Origin of the sequence: Rahnella bonaserana (assembly GCF_019049675.1) — a bacterium.
Taxonomy (GTDB): domain Bacteria; phylum Pseudomonadota; class Gammaproteobacteria; order Enterobacterales; family Enterobacteriaceae; genus Rahnella; species Rahnella bonaserana.
The window spans coordinates 553,117-573,065 of the sequence record NZ_JAFMOW010000068.1 but is presented as its reverse complement, the minus strand read 5'-3'; the positions used below and the strand labels follow the sequence as shown (position 1 = coordinate 573,065).

At 55.7% G+C, this 19,949-nt stretch carries 17 protein-coding genes; 7 read left to right on the top strand and 10 right to left on the bottom strand.

What is annotated here, in order from left to right; genetic code table 11:
- Positions 1-17 precede the first annotated feature (17 nt).
- From J1778_RS24280 to J1778_RS24250, 7 genes are all read left to right on the top strand, one after another.
- Positions 18-1,625, top strand: coding sequence for a gamma-glutamyltransferase family protein (locus tag J1778_RS24280; RefSeq protein ID WP_217175309.1), 1,608 nt, complete (start codon positions 18-20; stop codon positions 1,623-1,625).
- A gap of 204 nt (positions 1,626-1,829) precedes the next feature.
- On the top strand, positions 1,830-2,744 hold the full coding sequence (locus tag J1778_RS24275) for a dihydrodipicolinate synthase family protein (protein WP_217175308.1): 915 nt from the start codon (positions 1,830-1,832) through the stop codon (positions 2,742-2,744).
- A 142-nt stretch (positions 2,745-2,886) separates the two neighbouring features.
- On the top strand, positions 2,887-3,651 hold the full coding sequence (fhuF, locus tag J1778_RS24270) for a siderophore-iron reductase FhuF (protein ID WP_217175307.1): 765 nt from the start codon (positions 2,887-2,889) through the stop codon (positions 3,649-3,651).
- Positions 3,652-3,767: 116 nt separating this feature from the next.
- A complete protein-coding gene (locus J1778_RS24265; RefSeq protein ID WP_217175306.1) occupies positions 3,768-4,106 on the top strand; it encodes a hypothetical protein in 339 nt (112 codons plus the stop codon).
- A 190-nt stretch (positions 4,107-4,296) separates the two neighbouring features.
- Positions 4,297-5,616, top strand: a complete 1,320-nt coding sequence (locus tag J1778_RS24260; protein ID WP_217175380.1) for an MFS transporter — start codon at positions 4,297-4,299, stop codon at positions 5,614-5,616.
- A gap of 2 nt (positions 5,617-5,618) precedes the next feature.
- Complete coding sequence (locus J1778_RS24255; RefSeq protein ID WP_217175305.1) at positions 5,619-6,473, top strand: MurR/RpiR family transcriptional regulator; 855 nt, start codon at positions 5,619-5,621, stop codon at positions 6,471-6,473.
- A gap of 64 nt (positions 6,474-6,537) precedes the next feature.
- Complete coding sequence (locus J1778_RS24250; RefSeq protein ID WP_217175304.1) at positions 6,538-7,626, top strand: iron-containing alcohol dehydrogenase family protein; 1,089 nt, start codon at positions 6,538-6,540, stop codon at positions 7,624-7,626.
- Between the two features lie 408 nt (positions 7,627-8,034).
- Here J1778_RS24250 and J1778_RS24245 read toward each other — a convergent pair whose 3' ends face one another.
- The 10 genes from J1778_RS24245 to J1778_RS24200 form a co-directional block, all read right to left on the bottom strand.
- Positions 8,035-8,940, bottom strand: a complete 906-nt coding sequence (locus tag J1778_RS24245) for a LysR family transcriptional regulator (RefSeq protein WP_217175303.1) — start codon at positions 8,938-8,940, stop codon at positions 8,035-8,037.
- 7 nt (positions 8,941-8,947) lie between these two features.
- Complete coding sequence (locus tag J1778_RS24240; protein ID WP_217175302.1) at positions 8,948-9,769, bottom strand: M55 family metallopeptidase; 822 nt, start codon at positions 9,767-9,769, stop codon at positions 8,948-8,950.
- Between the two features lie 90 nt (positions 9,770-9,859).
- Entirely contained in the window at positions 9,860-10,924 is a 1,065-nt protein-coding gene (locus J1778_RS24235) for a DmpA family aminopeptidase (RefSeq protein ID WP_217175301.1), read from the bottom strand.
- A 30-nt stretch (positions 10,925-10,954) separates the two neighbouring features.
- Positions 10,955-11,866: an ABC transporter permease subunit gene (locus tag J1778_RS24230; protein WP_238484866.1), complete on the bottom strand. Its 912-nt coding sequence runs from the start codon at positions 11,864-11,866 to the stop codon at positions 10,955-10,957.
- A 9-nt stretch (positions 11,867-11,875) separates the two neighbouring features.
- The gene (locus tag J1778_RS24225) at positions 11,876-12,796 is read right to left on the bottom strand and encodes an ABC transporter permease subunit (RefSeq protein ID WP_217175300.1); all 921 of its coding nucleotides are present in this window, start codon (positions 12,794-12,796) and stop codon (positions 11,876-11,878) included.
- Positions 12,797-12,936: 140 nt separating this feature from the next.
- Positions 12,937-14,481 (bottom strand): glutathione ABC transporter substrate-binding protein, encoded by a 1,545-nt coding sequence (locus J1778_RS24220; protein ID WP_217175299.1) that lies wholly within the window; start codon positions 14,479-14,481, stop codon positions 12,937-12,939.
- 36 nt (positions 14,482-14,517) lie between these two features.
- Complete coding sequence (locus J1778_RS24215) at positions 14,518-16,386, bottom strand: ABC transporter ATP-binding protein (protein WP_217175298.1); 1,869 nt, start codon at positions 16,384-16,386, stop codon at positions 14,518-14,520.
- A 30-nt stretch (positions 16,387-16,416) separates the two neighbouring features.
- Positions 16,417-17,382 (bottom strand): N-acetyl-D-Glu racemase DgcA, encoded by a 966-nt coding sequence (gene dgcA, locus J1778_RS24210; RefSeq protein ID WP_217175297.1) that lies wholly within the window; start codon positions 17,380-17,382, stop codon positions 16,417-16,419.
- The gene (gene dgcN / locus J1778_RS24205; RefSeq protein WP_217175296.1) at positions 17,382-18,392 is read right to left on the bottom strand and encodes an N-acetyltransferase DgcN; all 1,011 of its coding nucleotides are present in this window, start codon (positions 18,390-18,392) and stop codon (positions 17,382-17,384) included. Before dgcN ends, dgcA begins: the two co-directional genes overlap by 1 nt.
- A gap of 273 nt (positions 18,393-18,665) precedes the next feature.
- A complete protein-coding gene (locus tag J1778_RS24200; protein WP_274388786.1) occupies positions 18,666-19,736 on the bottom strand; it encodes a porin in 1,071 nt (356 codons plus the stop codon).
- Positions 19,737-19,949: the final 213 nt, after the last annotated feature.

Here is a 19,949-nt window from a genome sequence, read left to right as displayed (position 1 = left end):
TTTTTTAAGGAAGAAACATGTCTGAGAATTACGATTTTAACGTAGCTTATCCGACCCTGCGTCCGTCAATGATGGGTGCCAGTGCGGTGTGTGCTTCGCAGCCGCTGGCCGCGCAGGCCGGTATGAAAATGCTGATGCTGGGCGGTAACGCTGCCGATGCCGCCATCGCCACTGCTATCGCGCTGACCGTACTCGAACCCAGCGGTAACGGCGCAGGCAGCGACGCGTTCGCCATTATCTGGGACGGTAAAAAAGCGCACGGGCTGAACGCCTCAGGCCGTTCACCCGCAGCGTGGACACCCGAATATTTCGCGGACAAAGGCTTAGATGCCGTACCGACTTACGGCTGGGACGCCGTCACCGTGCCTGGCGCAGTCTCGGGCTGGGTGGCACTGGCAAAACGCTTCGGCACCTTGCCGCTGACCACGCTGGCTCAACCGGCGATTGATTATGCCCGCAACGGCTTCCCGGTATCACCGCTGATTGGCCGCCTGTGGCAAATCGCGGTCAAAAAGCTGCATAACCAGCCGGGCTTTATGGCATGTTTCGCGCCCGAAGGTCGTGCGCCGAAAATCGGGGAAATCTTCCGTAATCCGGCGCTGGCGGATTCATTAGAGCTGATCGCCAAAACCGAAGGCGAAGCGTTTTATCGCGGCGAACTGGCCGAAAAAATGGTGGCGCATTGTCAGGCTCACGGCGGCGCGCTGACGCTGGATGACCTGGCGAATCATAAAGCCGACTGGGTGGAAACCATGCAGCAGTCTTTCGCGGGCGGCTCGGTTCACGAACTGCCACCGAACGGTCAGGGCATCGCAACGCTCATCGCGCTGGGGATCCTCGACAAACTGGATATCGGCAGCCAGCCGGTGGATTCGGTAGAAACCACGCACCTGTGTATTGAAGCGATGAAACTGGCGCTGGCGGATTTGGATCAGCACGTCACCGACAGCGAGCATATGTTCTTCGATCCTCAACTGTTCCTGAATGATGATTATCTGGCAGAACGCGCGAAACTGATCGACCGCACCAAAGCCAGCGACGTGACCTACGGCGCACCGCGTCCGGGCGGCACCGTCTATCTGACAGCGGCCGATGCCAGCGGCATGATGGTCTCTTTCATTCAGTCGAATTACATGGGCTTTGGTTCCGGCGTCGTGGTGCCGGGCACCGGTCTCAGCATGCAAAACCGTGGCTGCGGATTTACGCTCGACACGGCGCACGCCAACTGTGTCGCACCAAACAAGCGCACGCTGCATACGATCATTCCCGCCTTTGCACAGGACGCCAAAGGCAAACCGCTGATGTCATTCGGCCTGATGGGGGGGCCGATGCAGGCACAGGGACATCTGCAACTGGCGTTGCGCGTGATGCTGTATAAACAAAATCCGCAGGCGGCCATCGATGCGCCACGCTGGCGGATCAACGGCGGCCGTCAGGTGGCCATCGAATCGACGTTCAGTCACAACACGCTGGCTGCACTGCGCGCGATGGGTCATGAGCTGATCGTCGAAGACCCGCTCGGCGGCCATTCGTTCGGTGGCGCGCAGGTGATTGTCACCAATCCGGCAGGCGGCTATCTGGCAGGCACCGAATCACGCAAAGACGGTCAGGCGCTGGTGATGTAAGTTTTGGTTTTACTCTGCACCGCGAGTGTGTTTTGCCCTGCTCCTCCCCCTGCAAAGGGGGAGGACGTTACCCCCGCCTTTGTGACCTCCCTTCCAAATCTACGCTAAATCTATGTAATTCGATCCCATCGCTATAAAAAATTGAAACAGCGTTCTATAAATGGAGTGTTGAATACTTTGCACTTTTATATGGAGAACGAATGTATGACCAGTCCACTGTTTCATGGCGTGATCCCACCTGTTGCGACAATCCTGAATGAGAACGAGCAGCTTGACCGTCCGGGCATGGCGCGTCTGATTGATTTTGTCATTGAAGGCGGCGTTAACGGCCTGTTTTTCCTCGGCAGCGCGGGGGAATTTGCCCATATGTCTCAGGCGTTGCGTCATGAAGTGGCAGAGTTTTGCACGAAGCACGTTGCCGGGCGCGTGCCGGTGCTGATTGGTGCTGCGCATCCGGGAACGGCAGAAACGCTGGCGTTCGCACAGCATGCGAAAAGCGTCGGTGCAGACGGCGTGGTGGTGGTGAATCCTTATTACAATCCGGTGACCGAAGAGGCGCTGTATCTGCATTACCGCACGATTGCTGAAAGCGCGGGTTTACCGGTCATCATGTACAACTACCCAGGGCTCACCGGCCAGCCGTTGCCAGTGAGTTTGATCAAACGCCTGGCACTGGAATGCCCGAACATTGTCGGCCTGAAAGACACCGTTGACAGCCTGAACCACATCCGCGAAACGATACAGGCCGTAAAACCTGAGCGCCCTGATTTCGCCGTATTCTCCGGGTACGATGAATATCTGTTCGGTACGTTGATCCTCGGTGGCGACGGCGCCATTCCTGCCAGCGCCAATTTCGCCCCGCAACTGACCTGCGGGATTTATCGCGCTTTTAAAGAGAAAGATTTTGCCAGCGCCGTCGGACTGCAACAAAAGCTGTCATTCCTGCCGCCGCTCTACACGCTGGATACGCCGATTTACAACGTCATCAAATACGCCATTTCACAGGTCATCCCTGAAATGCCGGTGTATTCACTCAAACCGGCGTTGCCGCTGAGCAATGACAAACAGAAAATGGTGCGTGAGATTTTGAAACAGGCTGGCGTCAGCGTCATCTGCTAACCCGCCTCAGACCTCCTCCTTCGCAGAGGGAGGAGTAAACCCGACACAGTTGCCTCAATCTAAATCGAAATCATTACTATTCCGCTTTAATATTCGTTACTCTATTCCCATGATTTACCAAGCCGAATGACTTCATAACGCAATGATGCAAACATTCCTCGACAGTTTCCGCGAAACGCCTGTGAGCTGGGTCGCAGACACTTTCAAACCGATGTCGCCGCTGGTGACTAACGCCGTGCCGATGTCGCATCTGACAACGGTGGAAGGCTGCGCCAGCGTGCTCAAACGCTATCTGGACGCCAATGCGGCCGATGCCGCGAAGTGCGATACGCGCCGGGCACGGATCTCGATGTGGTCACAATGGTATTTCGCCACCCTGCTGCCAGCCTGGGTGATCGTCTCATTGCGCCATGGCTGGCAGTTACCTATCGCCGCTGAAAATGTCTACCTGTGTATGCAGGAAGAAGGCTTACCGGCGCAGATTTATCTGGATGGCGAAGGCGAAGCGCTGACATCCACCGAGCCTATGGCGCGTTTCGATGTGATGATCGAGCAGCAATTGCGTCCGGTTTGCGAAGCGCTGGCCGAATTCTCCGGTCTGAAACCGGGCATTTACTGGAGCAATGCCGCGATACGCGTTGGCTGGGGCGTAAAACAGGCAGAACTGGCCAATGCCGATATCTCTGACGGTATGCAACTGATGGAATCGCGCGAGCTGCGTTATGGCGGCAAAAATCCGTTATTCCAGCCGCTGCGCGCGGAAGATCCCTCCGACCCCGACAGCCCGCAGTACCGCAAACAATGCTGTCTGCGCTACGATCTTGCCGATCACGCCATGTGTCCTTCCTGCCCGTTATTGCTAGCAGAGCGGAAATCCGGCAAAAGACGCAAAACTCTCGCGGAGTAATTTGCAGATCTGCCAGCCACTTACAAAACCTGAATAAACTTAGCGTAAAAAATGATTGGATCTTAGCAGCGGATAATTATAAGAATTGGGTTATATAGACCAACGAGGTATTTATCATGACTATGAAAACACCGAAGAGCTGGCCCTCCGCTCTTAACTCGCTGGCCTCAGAGGTGATTGATTCTCTGGCGCAACCCGTTAACCGCGTATGGAATACGTTAACCGGCAAGCAACAACCGCTCAGAGCAAGGATTGTTCATCGCTACGCGATTCCGTCTTCCCGTACGATCAGCGTCACGGAAGGATTCTTCGGGTTTATTCCGGTGGAATCTTATGAGAACGAACGTTTTATTCTGGAAGTCGCTTACGCTGACAAACAGTATCAGGTAGAAGTCCCGCGGGCTTACTACCAGAAAAGCAATATCGGCGACGGCATCGACATCCACACGCTGTAATCGCTGTGCGTTAACAGGCTGCTCCTTTCGAGGCGCAGCTTTTTTTATGCCAAAAAACCTGCCTGACCCCACACTTCCCGCTTTTATTTTGTTCAATTCATGAAAATTATTGACATAATAATCACCGAAATTTAGAAAATTATTTACATCTTATTTTGCCCGCCCTTTCCTTTTTCTTGTGAGGTTTATGATGACCCGCCAGGTTTCTCCCGCAATGCCCAGCGCCAGCCAGTCACGTCGCGCGTTAATCGCCGGTTCGGTCGGCAATTTTATTGAATGGTATGAATTCGGTGTCTACGGCTATCTGGCGACGATCATCGCCGGTAACTTTTTCACGCTGGAAGGCCAGACCGGCATGACCGGTTTACTTCTGACATATGCATCATTCGCTCTGGCATTTTTCTGCCGCCCGGTTGGGGCGATTATTTTTGGTCGCATCGGTGACCGCATTGGCCGCAAGCCGACGCTGATTGCCGTCGTTCTGCTGATGACAATCGCCACGGCGATCATTGGTTTACTGCCGACGTACGCACAGATTGGCGTGGCTGCGCCTTTACTCTTAACGCTGATGCGCATGTTCCAGGGCTTGTTTGCGGGCGGTGAATTTGGCGGTGCAGTCTCCCTGATGACCGAGTTTGCACCGAAAGGTAAACGCGGTATTTACGGTGCGTGGCAGTCTTTTACCGTATCGTTGGGTTTGCTGACCGGCGTGGCGCTGGTGGCAATTTTAGTTCAGACACTGCCTGAAGCGCAGATGAAAGACTGGGGATGGCGTATTCCGTTCCTGCTGGCGCTGCCGATGGGCCTGGTGGCGCTGTATCTGCGCCTTAAACTCGACGAAACGCCCAACTTTGTCGCCAGTAAAAAAGCCGAACCTAAAGTGCAAAAAACGGCGGCAGAAAAAGCCTCTGCCATTGCGACCGCGAAGGCCATCGCACTGGGGATTGGCCGCATGATGGGCTGGTCTGCGGGCGGTTATACTTTCCTGGTGGTCATGCCCTCTTATCTGCAAACCTCGCTGCACGCCACGTTTTTACAGGCGCTGGTGGCCACCGTGCTGGCGAACGTGGGGTTCGCGCTGGCTATTCTGCCTTCCGGCTGGCTGAGCGATAAAATCGGCCGTAAAAAAGTCATGATGATCGCCGTTTTTGCAGTGATTGTGCTGAGTTTCCCGCTGCTGCATCTGCTGCAAAACCCTGAAAGCAGCCTGCTGGCAAAAGGCATTGCAGTGCTGATTGCCGGTGCGACGATCGGGATGATTGCCGGTCCGGGTCCGGCGATGCTGGCGGAAATGTTTCCGACCCGCGTGCGTTATACCGGTCTGGGATTATCCTATTCATTGTCGAACGCTGTGTTCTCCGGCTGTGCGGGCCTTATCATCACCGGCCTGATTAAAGAAACCGGCAATCTCGATATTCCGGCGTATTACGTGGTCGCCACCTGCGTGGTCAGCCTGTTTGCACTGATGTCGTTGCGCAAAGACGACCATTTACGCGATCTGGACGAATAACCATGAGTGACACTCATTTGCAGGCGCGACTGAACGCATTACAGGGCAGCTTTTCTCCGGCGGAAACGCGCATCATCACGATGATCCGGCTCGACCCACCGGGCGTCGCCAAAATGGGGGTGACGGAGCTGGCAAAGTACGCACAAACCAGCACCGCCACGGTGGTACGCACCAGCAAACGGCTCGGTTTTACCGGCTATCCGGCGCTGCGGCTGGCGTTAGCGGCAGAATCTTCCAGCCCGATGCCTGTCGATATGCCGCTGGCTGCGAATATCGGCGAGAACGATTCCCCCAAACAAATCCTGCAAAAGCTGCTGGAATTTGAAGTTAAAGGGGCGAATGAAACGACGCAATTACTGAGCGCGGCGACGCTCGAGCAGGCTGTCAGTGTTCTTTCGCAGGCCAGACGGATTGATATTTACGGTGCCGGTGCGTCGGCGCTGGTCGCGCAGGATTTCTGCCAGAAACTGCGGCGCATCGGCGTTGTTGCCCAGACTTACGGAAGTACCGATGAAAGTCTGGTGAGCGCCTGTCAGCTTGCTGCCGGGGACGTCGCGCTGGCAATTTCTCACTCCGGTAAGACCGCCGGAGTGGTGGAAGCCCTGTCACAGGCCAAAGCCGCCGGCGCAACCACGCTGGCGATCACCGCCAATGGCCGTGCTGCCCTCGCCCGCAAAGCCGATGTTGTGTTGCGAACCAGCAATCGGGAAATGGGTTTTCGTGCCGCCGCAATGGCCAGCCGTACCAGCCAGTTACTGATTATCGACTGCCTGTATATCGGCGTGGCGCAGCGTCTGCCGGGCGCGCGTGAGGCATTGCGCAAAACTCACGATGCGGTACAACAGTACCGCCGCTGATATTCTTCCGTTCCGCGGCGCGCCTTCTATACTTCATAAAACACTCCGGTTTATGAGGGCATGCATGTTCACCCATCGTTTGGTATTCCCTGCCAGCGTCCTGCGCGGACGCGGCGCCATTAAACATCTGGGCGCGATGTGCGGGCGTTTAGGCCAGCGGGCAATGTTAGTGGGCGGCAAACGCGCCATTGCCAGCGTCGAGGCGAAAGTCGCCGATCAGCTTGAGCAGCAGATGGTCAGTTATCTCGGCAGTGAAATCTTCGGCGGAGTGTGTTGTCAGGATGAAATCAACCGGCTGGCCGACGTATTCCGCACACAAGGTGTGGAAGTGATTATCGCCACCGGCGGCGGTAAAGCGCTGGACACCGCCAAAGCGGCAGGCGTGGCCTGTAATATTCCGGTGGTAACATTACCGAGCATTGCGGGCACCTGTTCAGCAGTGACATCGCTGGCGTTCCGGTATCATCAGGACGGTGAATTCCGCGACATGATGCCGTTGCCCTGCGGCCCCGCAGCAGCGGTCATCGACGCAGATTTACTGGCGACCGCCCCGCTGCAATGGCTCTCGGCGGGTATCGGCGATACGCTGGCAAAATGGTATGAATATCGCGCCATCAGCGATCTCAGTCAGCTCACCGGCCTGGCGGGTGTCGCCAGAACCAACAGTGAACTCTGCTATACGCTCATCGAACACTTCGCTGCCGACGCCTGTTTCGCGGTGCAAGACGGCAAAGCCAACAACGCTCTCGAACAGGTGCTCGACGCTATTTTCCTCTACGCCGGACTGACTTCCATCATGAGCAACGGCGCACACACCGGCGCTTCGCATGCATTATATGAAGGTTTCACCGCCTGCCCGAAAACCCGCCACCTCGCCCATGGTTTGCTGGTCGGCTACGGAAACCTGTGCCTGCTGGCTCTGGAAAAACGCAGCGACGAGGAGTTACTCACGGCTATCGCCCTCGCCCGCGCCAGCGCCGTTCCGACACAGCTTTCGCATATCGCGACAGGGCTGACCGATCAGGATCTGGCGGTGATTATCGACCGGAGCCTGAGCACGCCGGATATGGCGAACATGCCAGGCGATATTACATTTGAAGATGTCAGGAAGGGAATTGAGAGGGTTGAGGTGCTCGGGGCAAAAATTAATTAGTTTTTTTGCGCATGCTGTGCAAACTGGCCTTAAGGTCAAGGTCATGGGCGTCGTCCCACACCGACCAGAGACCCGGTAACGCGCGGGCCTCTGGACTCCGCGCTTTTTTCACTGCGCGCTATCGCAGGTAAAAGGGACATGTCCTGTTGCATCAGTGAGTGGCGCAAATCCAGGTGCTTCGCACTGCCTTCTCTCGGTCTTCGAGACCAGAGGCTCGAAGACCGAGAGAAGGAACCGCGCAGCGGCAAGATTTCCAGCCTGTCGCCGTGCTATCTGAAACATAGCCAGCGAGCGGAGCGCGCAGTGAAAGAGCCGGAGATTCCTAAGAGGCGCGGCGATAGGCGCCTCTTAGGGCCAGTTTGGGTGGCAACCCAAGGTTTGAATTTGAATTTGAATTTGAATTTGAAATTAAAAACCTAAACGGGATTTAAAGGCCCCCTTTAACTCCCCCACTTTTTGTTTTATCAGCTGCCTCAGCCTCAGCGAGGCCTGCGATGCCGGCTGGTCCCGCCTGCTCAGCAGAATCACCTCAAACGGCAGCGGTTCTGCCACCGGCACAATCTTCAGCTGATCGACATACCGCCGGGCGGTAAAGGTATCGACCACGCCGACACCGCCGCCGGCCAGCACCATATCGGCGATCACCGAGTAGGTTTTGATGAACAGCGCAGAATGCGGCATCAGGCCGTTTTCGCGCAGGACGCGGTTGAGCACCTGACCCAAGGGATCCTGCTGCTGCAACATCAGCAGATCGTTTTCACACAGCCACGCCAGTGAGACCGGCCCTTCAACGTCCGCATCTTTTGGCAGCAGCGCCACCATATTGCCCTGATAAATCGATTCGGCGACCAGTTCCTGCGTGGCCTGCTCGCCGAATGCCAGCGCGAAATCCATTTTGTATTGCAGCAAATCCTGACTCAGCGTGTTGAAATGTCCGGTCACCAGTTCGACGCTGCCGCCGGGCGTCTGACGGCGAAAATCCACCAGCACCGGTGCCATCACACTGTGCCCCAGCGCGTGCGCCGAGCCGATACGCACATGCTGGCCTTCGCCCTGTCGCAGCTGTTCCGCCAGTTCGCTGATGGCCTGTATATGGCTGAACAACGCCTCGACCTCCGGCATTAACCGCCGCCCTTCCGGCGTCACGATTAATCCCTGCGGCGTGCGGTCGAACAACGTAAAACCCAGTTGTTGCTCAGCGTGATTCAGTACGCGGCTGACGTTGGGTTGCGACACGTTAAGCAAACGCGCCGCGCCGCTGACGCTGCCCGCCTGTAAGACAGCCTGAAACACTTCGATATGGCGTAAGCGCATTCCTGCCCTATTTCTGCGTGGTTGCTAAGTACGAGAAGGCACTTAACAGGCTGATAATTCCGGCAACGGTCGGGCTGTGATAGCCGACAGTGACCGCATCAAGACGCTCAACGCCCGGAATCAGGCAGAATAAATCCGCCAGCACCGGTCTGGCGGTCATCAGCTCGAGATGATAGGGAGCACTGAATCTTGCGGCAGTGAGCGGCGCAGGTTTGCTGACGGCAATCGTTGCCTGTTTGCGGATTTTTGCGCAGGCGATAGACGGACTGTCAGACTCAGCCGCATTGGCGGAAATCGCGCGTTTGACGCAGACGTATTGGGATTCAGGGTAATAGCGGCGGATCCAGGTTTCGAGGTGATCGTCGCCCGTCACCAGCCATAACGGCACATTCAGTTCCGCACCGGCAGCGGCGTATAAATCGCTTTCGCCCACTACGTTGCCGTTAAGTTTGACGCGGTAAAAAGCGCGGCCATTAATGGTATGCGCCAGTACGCCGTTTTCGCCCGCGGCGGTGTGATAGCCGACAAACATCAGGCCGTCGTATTGCTGTTGTTGCAGCCCTTCCACCATCGACAATCCGCGCGGTTTGCCCTGTACCAGACGGGCACGCGGATCGATTTTATCAGCGCGCAGGTTTTGCATCATCGCGTGGCTGTCTGCCACCGTCACTTCCATCGCACCACCGGCAAATGCGCCGTCGATGGCGGCGTTGACTTCCCCTTCCATCAGCGCGCGGGCGGCGTCGTAATCGGGATTTCCAGGGCTGCACTGCTCCGGACGCATGACGCCGGCAATGCCTTCAATATCCGCAGAGATAAATACTTTCATCAGTCGTTCCCTTTTTGGTTTGGTTACCAGACGGAGGCTAAACCCACACCCCATCCCAGCCTTCCCCTCGTGAGAGGGGAAGGTGCCAGGCTAGTTCGCCAGATTATCTAATATTTCACTCAACCCCAGCCGGTAATGTCCGTCGAATCCGCAGACGGTTTCTGCACTCATCAAGGCATCAATAATAGCGTGTTCTGTGGCATCTGCCGCCAGCGCCAGTAAAGGTTCCAGTTCGGCATCCGGTAATGTGACACCGTCACGTTGGGTGGAAAACGCCAGCGCGATATCCCCTGAGCCATGCCCCCAGTAACTGCCGAGACGGCCTAACCCGGCACCGGCGCGTTTGGCGATGCGTCCGAGCTGGCGGCTGTCGAGATAATGGTCGCAGGCCATCACAATAATGATTGAACCCGCATCAGCCTGCGGGGCCAGTTGCGTCTGGATTTGGGCGACAGCGTCTCCGGCACGTACGCCATCGAGGGTCAGTTCAGAGAGTTTGCCAAAGTTCGCCAGCACCAGTACGCCTAATGTCGCGTTAAGCGTTTCACACCAGCGCGAGGCCGTGCCGATCCCCCCTTTTAATCCGAAGCAGCTCATGCCCCGTCCGGCACCCACGCTGCCACGGGCGAAGGTTTTTGTCGCGCCGTCGAGTGCGGTCAGCGCATCATCTTCACTGACGGCCATCGCCTGAATATCGTTTAAATAAAAATCGTTGCACTCGAGGATAACAGGATTGATGGTCGAGTCCGGGCGGCCGATTTGCGGAAACTGCTGGCAGCTGCGTTTTACCAGCGCATTGAATAATGTACCGGTGGCGAAGGTATTACTAAGCAGCACCGGCGTTTGCAGTTCGCCCAGCTCCATCACCTGAATCAGCCCCATCGGTTTGCCGAAACCGTTTAGCACCGCCACGCCGCACGGCAGCGGTTTTTCATACAAATTGTCGCCCGGCGGCACAATGGCGGTGACGCCGGTCTGCACATCTCCGGCGGCCAGCGTGCTGTGTCCGACCGTCACACCCGCAACGTCAGTCAGTGAATTGCTGGCGCCACAGGGAAAACGCGGGCGGAATATCTGGCGCGTGGTGCGCCAGCGTTGCAGCAAAGCAGACAGCGCCTGCTGCTGAAATTCATCTTCATGTTGTTGCGGATGCATCAGTTTTCCGTTTCAGCTGTTCAGTGACTGTTACTTTTTCAGTTTAGGATCCAGCGTATCCCGCAGCGCGTCGCCGAGCAGATTAAATGCCAGAACCGTGAGAAATATCGCCAGCCCCGGGAACACGCTGACGTTCCATTTGCCCGCCATCATCATATTGCGGCTCATCGCCAGAATATTGCCCCACTCCGGCACATCCGGTTCCGGCCCCAGACCGATAAAACTCAGGCTGGCGGCCGTCAGAATACTGGTGCCGATACGCATGGTGAAATAGACGATCACATTCGACAGCGTACCCGGCAGAATATGGCGCAAAATCACCACCCTGTCCGGCGCACCAACGCAGCGAACCGCCTCGACATAAGCACTTTGTTTAATCGATAACGTGGCGGCTCGCACGATGCGGGCAAATACCGGCACGCTGAATACCGCGACCGCGATGATCACGTTGTTCAGCCCCGGACCGAGAATAGCCACGACGGCGATTGCCAGCAACATGCCCGGAAAGGCAAATAAGACGTCGGAACCGCGCATAATCAGCATGTCGAGCCAGCGGCCATAATATCCGGCCAGCAGTCCGAGCAATACACCGGCGATCATGCCGAGCGTCACGGAAAAAATGCCGACGTAAAGAGATATGCGCGCGCCATAAATGATGCGGCTGAGAACATCGCGACCTAAGTCGTCGGTGCCAAACCAGTGCTCCGGCGTGGGGCCGACACCGAGCGCCATCCAGTCCGGCGTCATCGGATCAAAGGGTGCCAGCCACGGCGCGAATATTGCCACAAGCACCAGCAGCAGGATAAATCCGCCGGACACCAGCGCCATCGGATGGCGAAGAAACGTGTGGAAAAAGTCATACCACGGCGAACGGATATCGTGGTTTTGCGAGGCTACCGCAGCCGGTGTAGTTTCTTCCAGCACAGAGACAGGATCGGTCATGAGCAGCTCCTAACGCAGACGGATTGCCGGATTGACCACCGCATAAAGCAGGTCAACCAGCAGGTTTATCAGAATAAATTCAAATACAAACAGCATCACCAGCGCCTGGATTACCGGCTGATCCTGCGTCTTGATCGATTCAATCAGTAACCAGCCGAGGCCCGGCCAGCTGAACACACTTTCGACGATAATCGAACCGCCAAGCAGAAAGCCAAACTGTAAGCCAAGCATGGTGATTATCGGGATCAGCGCATTGCGCATGATGTGTTTCCACGTCACCAGGCGCGAGCGTAATCCTTTGGCGTTGGCGGTACGCACGTAATCCTCCTGCGCCACATCGAGAAACGCCGAGCGGGTGAAACGCGCCATCACTGCCGCCACCGAAGAACCGAGGGTGATCGCCGGTAAGATAATGTCGGCGGGCGAATTAAAACCGCTGACAGCGAAGATCCCGAACGGCATAGCGACAAACTGAATCAGCAGCAATCCGAGCCAGAACGGCGGCATGGAAATTCCGCCGACCGCCATGCTCATCAGTGTCCAGTCCTGCCATTTTCCACGTTTGAGCGCAGACACCACGCCAATCACCAGCCCGAGCACCACCGACCACGCGAAGCCTGCCAGCGCCAGCAGCAATGTCGGCATAAAACCGCTTTCAATCACACTGAATACCGGCTGACGGGTTCGGTAAGTCGTGCCGAGATCGCCGTGAACCATGCCGTTCAGCCAGTGCCAGTACTGCGCAGGCAAGGGATCGTTGAGGCCAAGCAGTTGCCGTGCTGACTCAACCGCCTCAATCGGCGCATCCTGACCGGCGTAAATACGCGCAGGGTCACCCGGCAGCAGCTTGATAAAGCCAAAAACCAGTAACGATACCACCAGTAAAACGGGGATCATTTCCAGTATCCGGCGGATAAAGTAGGTCAGCATAAAAGTGATTCCCTGAATTCGGTAAACTCCCTCCCCTGCGAAGGGGAGGGTTGGGGTGGGGTATTAATGACAACTCTGGATCTGGTGTTGCCTGCTAAACCCCCTCCCAGCCTCCCCCTTCGCAGGGGAGGAGCAAAAAATTACTTGAATTGTGCCTGATTAAAAATCAGCGAGCCGTCGGCCAGCATGTAGACGCCGGAAAGGGATTTGCTTTTACCGACCAGATTGTCCGGTACGCCGAGATAGGCCACCGGTGCATCGGCCCACAACAATTTTTGCGCGTCGGCATAAGCCGCTTTGCGTTTTTCGATGTCAGCGGTTTGCAGACCGGCGGTGATCGCCGCATCCACCTGTTTGTTGCTGTAATAAGAGACGTTATACGCCGACGGGATCCAGGATTCGGTGGCGAACAACGGACGCAGCGCCCAGTCTGCATCGCCGGTGGAGGCCGACCATGCGCCGTAATACATTTCCACTTTCGCATCTGCCGGTTTTGGAGTGCTCCACAGACGCTGCGTCAGCGTGCCAGAATCCATCGGCACCAGTTTGACGCGCACGCCAATCAGGGAAAGCTGTTGTTTCAGGAACTGCGCGCTGCGGATACGGTCGGTCTTGTTCGAGCTCCACATTTCAACGTCAAAGCCCTTTTCATATCCGGCTTCTTTCATCAGCGCTTTGGCTTTGGCGATGTTGTAGCTGTAATCCGGCGTGGTTTGTTTCTGATAAAACTGGACATTTTTCGGCAGCGGCGAAGTGGACGGCGATCCCAGACCGGCGAAACCGACTTTCAGCCACAGATTGCGGTCGATAGCGTAGTTAATCGCCTGACGGACGCGCACATCCGAGAACTCTTTTTTCTGCGTATTAAAGGCGATGTAATACAGGTAGATGCCCGGATCCTGCGCGATATCCAGCTTCGGATCGCTTTTCACGGTTTCCACCAGATCGGACGGCAACGGGTAGACCGCGTCCACGCCGCCGGATTTCAATTTTGCTACCTGTGTGGAATCTTCCGGCGTCGGATACAGCGTGACGGAATCCACTTTCGGCCAGCCTTTCTGCCAGTAGTTGTCGTATTTCACCAGCTTGACGTCTTTACCCTGCTGCCATTCGACAAACTTGAACGGGCCGGTGCCGACCGGATGCACACTCAGATCCTGCTCATTGGGATATTGTTTCAGGGATGCCGGGCTGTGCATGGCCGCAGAAGGATGCGCGAGGGTGTTGATCATCGCGCCGAAAGGCTTGTTCAGGGTGATTTTCACCTGATACGGGCTGACGGCTTCAACGGATTTAATCATGCTGAACAGCGAGTTACGTTTCAGGTGACTGGCAGGATTGGCCAGACGATCAAGGTTAGCTTTGACAGCATCGGCGTTGAACGGTGTACCGTCCTGGAAGGTCACGTCGTGGCGCAGATTGAGGGTGAATTCGGTGGCATCGCTGTTACTGGTGTAATCGGTCGCCAGCACCGGCACGACGGCCATCTTGCTGTCGAACTGGAACAGGCGTTCAAAGATGCCGCTCTGAATGGAATAACTCAGCGTATCGGTGGTGTCGTGCGGATCGAAACCGGTCACGTCGGCATACATGGAAATACGCAAATCTTTGGCCTGAGCCGACGCCGCGAAACATAGCGCCAGTCCGGCGGCAAGCAGGCTCTTACGCAGTAAAGTCGAATGCATGGTGTTCTCCTGTGTGTCCCAAAAAAGAAAGTTGAGTTATCCCTGTGCGACCCAGTGATGTTCACTGACGCGGGAATATTTGAGTTTTTCTATCTGTATACCCGCCGGATGCACCGGCGATTTCACTTCCACATCATCGAACTGATGCAACGCACGCTGCGTCGGATCCGCCACCGGCACCGAACTGAGCAGGCGCCGGGTATATGCGTGTTGAGGATTGCTAAACACGTCGTCACGCGGACCAATTTCGACAATCTGCCCGCTGTACATCACCGCAACGCGGTTGGCGATACGCTCCACGACGGCCATATCGTGCGAAATAAACAGCCACGCCACGCCGGTATCGCGTTGTAAATCCATCATCAGATTGACCACCTGCGCCTGAATCGACACATCCAGCGCTGACACCGCTTCGTCAGCAATAATCACCTGTGGTTGCAGCGCCATCGCGCGGGCAATGGCGATACGCTGGCGCTGGCCGCCTGAGAATTCGTGCGGATAACGCCGCGCATGGGAAGGTTCCAGCCCGACACTTTTCAGCAGCTGATTGACCACCGGCGTGGCGTCGGCCAGCGACTTTTTCAGGCCATGCAGTAATAAAGGTTCTGCTATGGAAAACCCGACAGTCAGGCGCGGATTGAGTGAAGCGTAGGGATCCTGAAACACCATCTGGATCTGACGACGCACCGCCTGAAACGGCGTGTCGCGCATCAGGGTAATTTCTTTGCCTTCGAGATGAATACTTTCGGATTCGCTGCCAACCAGCCGCAAGATTGCGCGACCGGTGGTGGATTTGCCGCAGCCACTCTCGCCCACCAGCGCCAGCGTTTCGCCCGGCCAGATGGAGAAGTCGATTTGTTCGACGGCGTGCACTTCTTTGGTCACGCGGGACAAAACGCCGGAACGGATCGGATAACAGACGCGCAACCCGCGCACATCCAGCAGCGGCGGCGCAGCGTAATTGGCGGTTTTCTGTTCGTCATCCGCAGGCAGAGTGTTAGGGAGATCACCTGCAACCGATTGCTTTTCGGGTGAAATATTTTGACCGGTTTGGGCGGCCAATAACGGGAAACGGCGCGGCCATTTCAGCCCCTGCATATCGCCCAGTTTCGGCACGGCGGCCAGTAATGCGCGGGTATAAGGATGCTGCGCGTTGGCGAAAATCTCGTTCACGCTGCCCTGCTCCACCACTTTGCCCTGATACATCACCACCACGCGATCGGCGATTTCCGCCACCACGCCCATGTCATGCGTAATAAACAGAACCGACATATCAGTGCCCTGTTGCAGGTCGCGCAGAATTTGCAAAATACGCGCCTGCACCGTGACATCCAGCGCGGTTGTCGGTTCGTCGGCAATCAGCAACGCCGGATCGCAGGCCAGCGCCTGCGCAATCATCACGCGCTGACGCATGCCGCCTGAAAGTTCGTGCGGGTAACATCTGAGGATGCGTTCGACGTCAGGAATACGAACCTGTTTCAGCAACTCGCGGGCTTTATTCAGCGCCGTGGCTTTACTGGCGATGCCATGGTCCCGCAGTCCTTCGGTCAGCTGATCGCCGACGCGCAGCACCGGATTGAGCGAGGTCATCGGCTCCTGAAAGATCATCGACATTTCCTGACCACGCAGCTTGCGGCGTGATTCTGCTGACAACGCGGTCAGCGCATGACAGGTGCCGTTACGGCCAAAAAATTCGATACTGCCCGCGTCAATGTGCGCCGAATCCGGCAGCAGCCCCATGACGCTCAGTGAGGTCACGGACTTACCGGATCCGCTTTCGCCGACCACCGCCACCACTTCACCTTTATTCACCGAGAAGGAAACGCCTTTCAGCGCCTGCGTTTTGCCTTGCCGGCCGGAGAATGTCACCGACAAATCGTTAATCTGCAAAATGGGCACTGTCATCAATAAACGCCTCCTTAATAGGCTGAACTGTTAAAGCCAGACTTCACCGTTTTCATAGCGCAATGCCGGTTCGGCGTCCTGCGCCAGCCAGATTGGCCCGTCGAGATCGACACGTTCCGCCTGCACCGCCACCGGCAGCGCGGCTTCCATCGCAATGGAAGAACCAAGCATACAACCGACCATGATCCGCAAACCGGACTGCCGCGCCACGTCAGTCATCGCCAGCGCTTCGGTCAGGCCACCGCATTTGTCGAGCTTGATGTTGATCATCTCGTAACGGTCGCGCAGCCCTTCAATATCGGCACGCTCATGACAGCTTTCGTCGGCGCAGACTGGAATGGGATGCAAACAACGCACCAGATCGCTGTCATTACCGGCAGGAAGTGGCTGTTCGATCATCGCCACATTGAATTCATGCAGCGCCTCAAACACACTGCCGAGATCTAAACCGAGCCAGGCCTCGTTAGCATCTACCACCAGCGTGGCGTGAGGCGCAGCCGCGCGGATAGCCGCCACTTTCCCGAGAATCTGCTCACGGTCGAGTTTGATTTTCAACAACTGCGCGCCAGCGGCGACGGCCACTTCTGCCGCTTTCGCCATGTTTTCCAGCGAATCCAGGCTCAGTGTTTCCGCGGTAATGACGGAAACAGGCTTCGGCATATCAAGCAGTTGCCACAGGTCTTTGCCCTGTTTTGCCGCATCGAGACGCCACATTGCACAATCGAGGGCATTACGCGCCGACCCCGCGGGCAACGCCTGCTGTAATGCCTCCCGGCTCAGCCCCTGCTCCACCTGCGGGCGGATCAGCTCGAGTTGTTCGCACACGCTTTGCGGCGATTCCTGATAACGGGCGGTCGGCGTACATTCTCCGACTGCGGTAAATTCACCGTCGGTCAGGGAAACGCGCACCACCGTGACGGCAGTGCGTGTACCACGGGAAATCGCAAACGGCTTTGCCAGCGGCAGTTCAACGGACTGGAAAGTCATCTGAGTCATCAGCCGTTATCCTTAATCCATTGCGCGATATTTTTGATACCGAAACGCACCGGATCAGTGGCAGGCACGCCAAATTCTTCGCTGATTTCTGCCAGCGCAATTTTTGCTTCTTCTTCACTGACCGCCGAGGTATTCAGCGAGAAACCGGCGATTTTGACCTCCGGGCTGGTCAGGCTGGCAGCGGCCAGATTGGTATCAAGGCACTGACGCAGCGTTGGCATAAACTGATGGGGCAGATGGCGCATGTGCGGACGACCAAGCTCATGACACATCACTAATAAATGTGCCTGAGCGCCGTGGATAAGCCCCATGCTCACGCCGGCAAAAGACGGGTGATACAGCGAGCCCTGACCTTCAATGATGTCCCAGTGATCGTCGTCATTGGCCGGAGACAGCGCTTCAACCGCACCGGAAATAAAATCGGCAATCACCGCATCAATCGCAATGCCTGCCCCCGCCACCAGCACACCGGTCTGACCGGTTGCGCGGAAATCGGCTTTTAAATCCAGCTCACGCATGGCCGCTTCCAGCGCCAGCGAGGTATACATTTTGCCAACGGAGCAGTCGGTACCGACGGTGAGAATACGTTTGCCGCTGCGTTTTTTGCCGGTGCCGGTATCAAGTTCCGGTTGCATATGACGCACGTCAAACAGCTCTACGTGATGTTCTTTAGCCAGCTCAACCAGTTCAGGGATGTCGTTCAGCCCCTGATGCAGGCCGTTGGCAACGTTAAGCCCGGCGCGGATCGCCGCTTTGATCGAATCCAGCCAGTGTTTCGGTAATTTGCCGCCGGAGTTCGCTGTACCCAGCACCATGGTTTTTGCGCCCTGCGCTTTGGCCGTTTCGATGTCGAGTTCAGGCAAGCCCAGTGACACAGAATCCGTCGCCAGACGGATTTGCCCGACGCAGGCTTCAGGGCGCCAGACGTGAATGCCGCGCGCGGTTTTCGCGGCCAGCGGATCCATCACATCACCAAGGAATAAAAGATACGGCTTTGGAATTTGCTGCATGTCAGTTTCTCCGGGATTCTTTTTTTAATGAGTTTTAATAAGACACGGTCAATATTCCACGGGAGAAAGCGGCTGACGAATACTTGTTTGGCTTTGGGGTATAACCTGCGGCTATAGGTTTAGCTGCATGAATTTATTGTGGTTATTTGGAAATGAGGAACACGGTCAGGGAGGGACAAATGACAGGCACAAAAAAAGGCAGAGCCAATGAAACTCTGCCTTTGCGATTACCTTTTTCAGACACAGAATGGGGTAATAATTTAGTTCACTAACTTAGAAGCGGTAAGTCAGTGCGACAGCAACGATGTCATCAGAGCTTACGCCCAGTTTGTTGTTGTCATCGATCTGGTTGATCATGTAGTCAACATAGGTGTACATGTTTTTGTTGAAGTAGTAAGTCGCACCGATTTCGAAGTATTTAACCAGGTCTACATCGCCGATACCGTTTTCAACATCTTTCGCTTTAGACTGAACGTAACCGATTGACGGGCGCAGACCGTTTTCGAACTGGTACTGTGCAACTAACTCATAACCCTGAGTTTTGTTCGCGTAGCCGCCTGGGATTGGTGCCAGATTACGGGTTTCGTTATACATTGCAGACAGATAAATCTGGTTAGCATCGTATTTCAGAGCGGTTGCCCATGCAGACGCTTTATCACCGCCGCCGATAGCGGAGTCAGTTTGTGCATTAGTACGGTCAGATGAAGAACCTGCGATAACAGCACCGATGCCGGAACCTGCGATATCTTCATAATCGATGGATGCGCCGTAACCGTCGCCGTTCGCTTTAGTAGATGCACGACCGTCGCCTTCGTTTTTACCCTGGTATTGCAGGGCAATGTTCAGGCCAGTGACCAGACCGAAGAAGTCCTGGTTACGGTAAGTGGCCAGGCCGCCTGAACGACCTACCATGTAGTTATCAGAGTTCGCGGTATCACCACCGAACTCTGGCAGCATATCGGTGAAGCCCAGTGCGTCGTAAACCACACCATAGTTGCGGCCGTAGTCGAAAGAACCGAAATCTTTCACTTTCAGGCCAGCAAAGCCCAGACGGGTTTTGTTACCCAGGTCGCCCTGAGATTCTGCGTGGTTAGCCTGAATGTTATATTCCCACTGGCCATAACCGGTCAGTGTGTCGTTAATTTGAGTTTCGCCTTTAAAGCCCAGACGCGCATAGGTCATGTCGCCGTCAGAACTTTTGTCATCGGAGAAATAATGCTTAGCGGTTACGCGACCGTAGAGGTCCAGTTTGTTACCGTCTTTATTATAAATCTCAGCTGCATTCGCGGTAGAACCCACTGCAATTAAAGAGACCGCTAAGGCCAACACACTGCGCTTCATCATTATTTAAGTTTCCTTGATTTTTTTATAAAGGAGTTCTCATGCCCGTTCTTTTATAGGACTGAAATATCGGGCTGTGAGTATTTGTACATGTTTTAAAATGCGTCTGTCTGTAAAACGATTTGAACCTTAACACTGAGCACGAAAAGTTAAAATGGAAAAGTTCGCCTCGATAAGTCTTTTTTAGGTAAAGAGTTGTAACATTATGTTTCTATC

Excerpts from the sequence above, each read along its gene's own strand:
- J1778_RS24280 (WP_217175309.1), top strand. The coding sequence starts at position 18 with ATGTCTGAGAATTACGATTTTAACGTAGCTTATCCGACCCTGCGTCCG.
- J1778_RS24275 (WP_217175308.1), top strand. The coding sequence starts at position 1,830 with ATGACCAGTCCACTGTTTCATGGCGTGATCCCACCTGTTGCGACAATC.
- fhuF (WP_217175307.1), top strand. The coding sequence starts at position 2,887 with ATGATGCAAACATTCCTCGACAGTTTCCGCGAAACGCCTGTGAGCTGG.
- J1778_RS24265 (WP_217175306.1), top strand. The coding sequence starts at position 3,768 with ATGACTATGAAAACACCGAAGAGCTGGCCCTCCGCTCTTAACTCGCTG.
- J1778_RS24260 (WP_217175380.1), top strand. The coding sequence starts at position 4,297 with ATGACCCGCCAGGTTTCTCCCGCAATGCCCAGCGCCAGCCAGTCACGT.
- J1778_RS24255 (WP_217175305.1), top strand. The coding sequence starts at position 5,619 with ATGAGTGACACTCATTTGCAGGCGCGACTGAACGCATTACAGGGCAGC.
- J1778_RS24250 (WP_217175304.1), top strand. The coding sequence starts at position 6,538 with ATGTTCACCCATCGTTTGGTATTCCCTGCCAGCGTCCTGCGCGGACGC.
- J1778_RS24245 (WP_217175303.1), bottom strand. The coding sequence starts at position 8,940 with ATGCGCTTACGCCATATCGAAGTGTTTCAGGCTGTCTTACAGGCGGGC.
- J1778_RS24240 (WP_217175302.1), bottom strand. The coding sequence starts at position 9,769 with ATGAAAGTATTTATCTCTGCGGATATTGAAGGCATTGCCGGCGTCATG.
- J1778_RS24235 (WP_217175301.1), bottom strand. The coding sequence starts at position 10,924 with ATGCATCCGCAACAACATGAAGATGAATTTCAGCAGCAGGCGCTGTCT.
- J1778_RS24230 (WP_238484866.1), bottom strand. The coding sequence starts at position 11,866 with ATGACCGATCCTGTCTCTGTGCTGGAAGAAACTACACCGGCTGCGGTA.
- J1778_RS24225 (WP_217175300.1), bottom strand. The coding sequence starts at position 12,796 with ATGCTGACCTACTTTATCCGCCGGATACTGGAAATGATCCCCGTTTTA.
- J1778_RS24220 (WP_217175299.1), bottom strand. The coding sequence starts at position 14,481 with ATGCATTCGACTTTACTGCGTAAGAGCCTGCTTGCCGCCGGACTGGCG.
- J1778_RS24215 (WP_217175298.1), bottom strand. The coding sequence starts at position 16,386 with ATGACAGTGCCCATTTTGCAGATTAACGATTTGTCGGTGACATTCTCC.
- dgcA (WP_217175297.1), bottom strand. The coding sequence starts at position 17,382 with ATGACTCAGATGACTTTCCAGTCCGTTGAACTGCCGCTGGCAAAGCCG.
- dgcN (WP_217175296.1), bottom strand. The coding sequence starts at position 18,392 with ATGCAGCAAATTCCAAAGCCGTATCTTTTATTCCTTGGTGATGTGATG.
- J1778_RS24200 (WP_274388786.1), bottom strand. The coding sequence starts at position 19,736 with ATGATGAAGCGCAGTGTGTTGGCCTTAGCGGTCTCTTTAATTGCAGTG.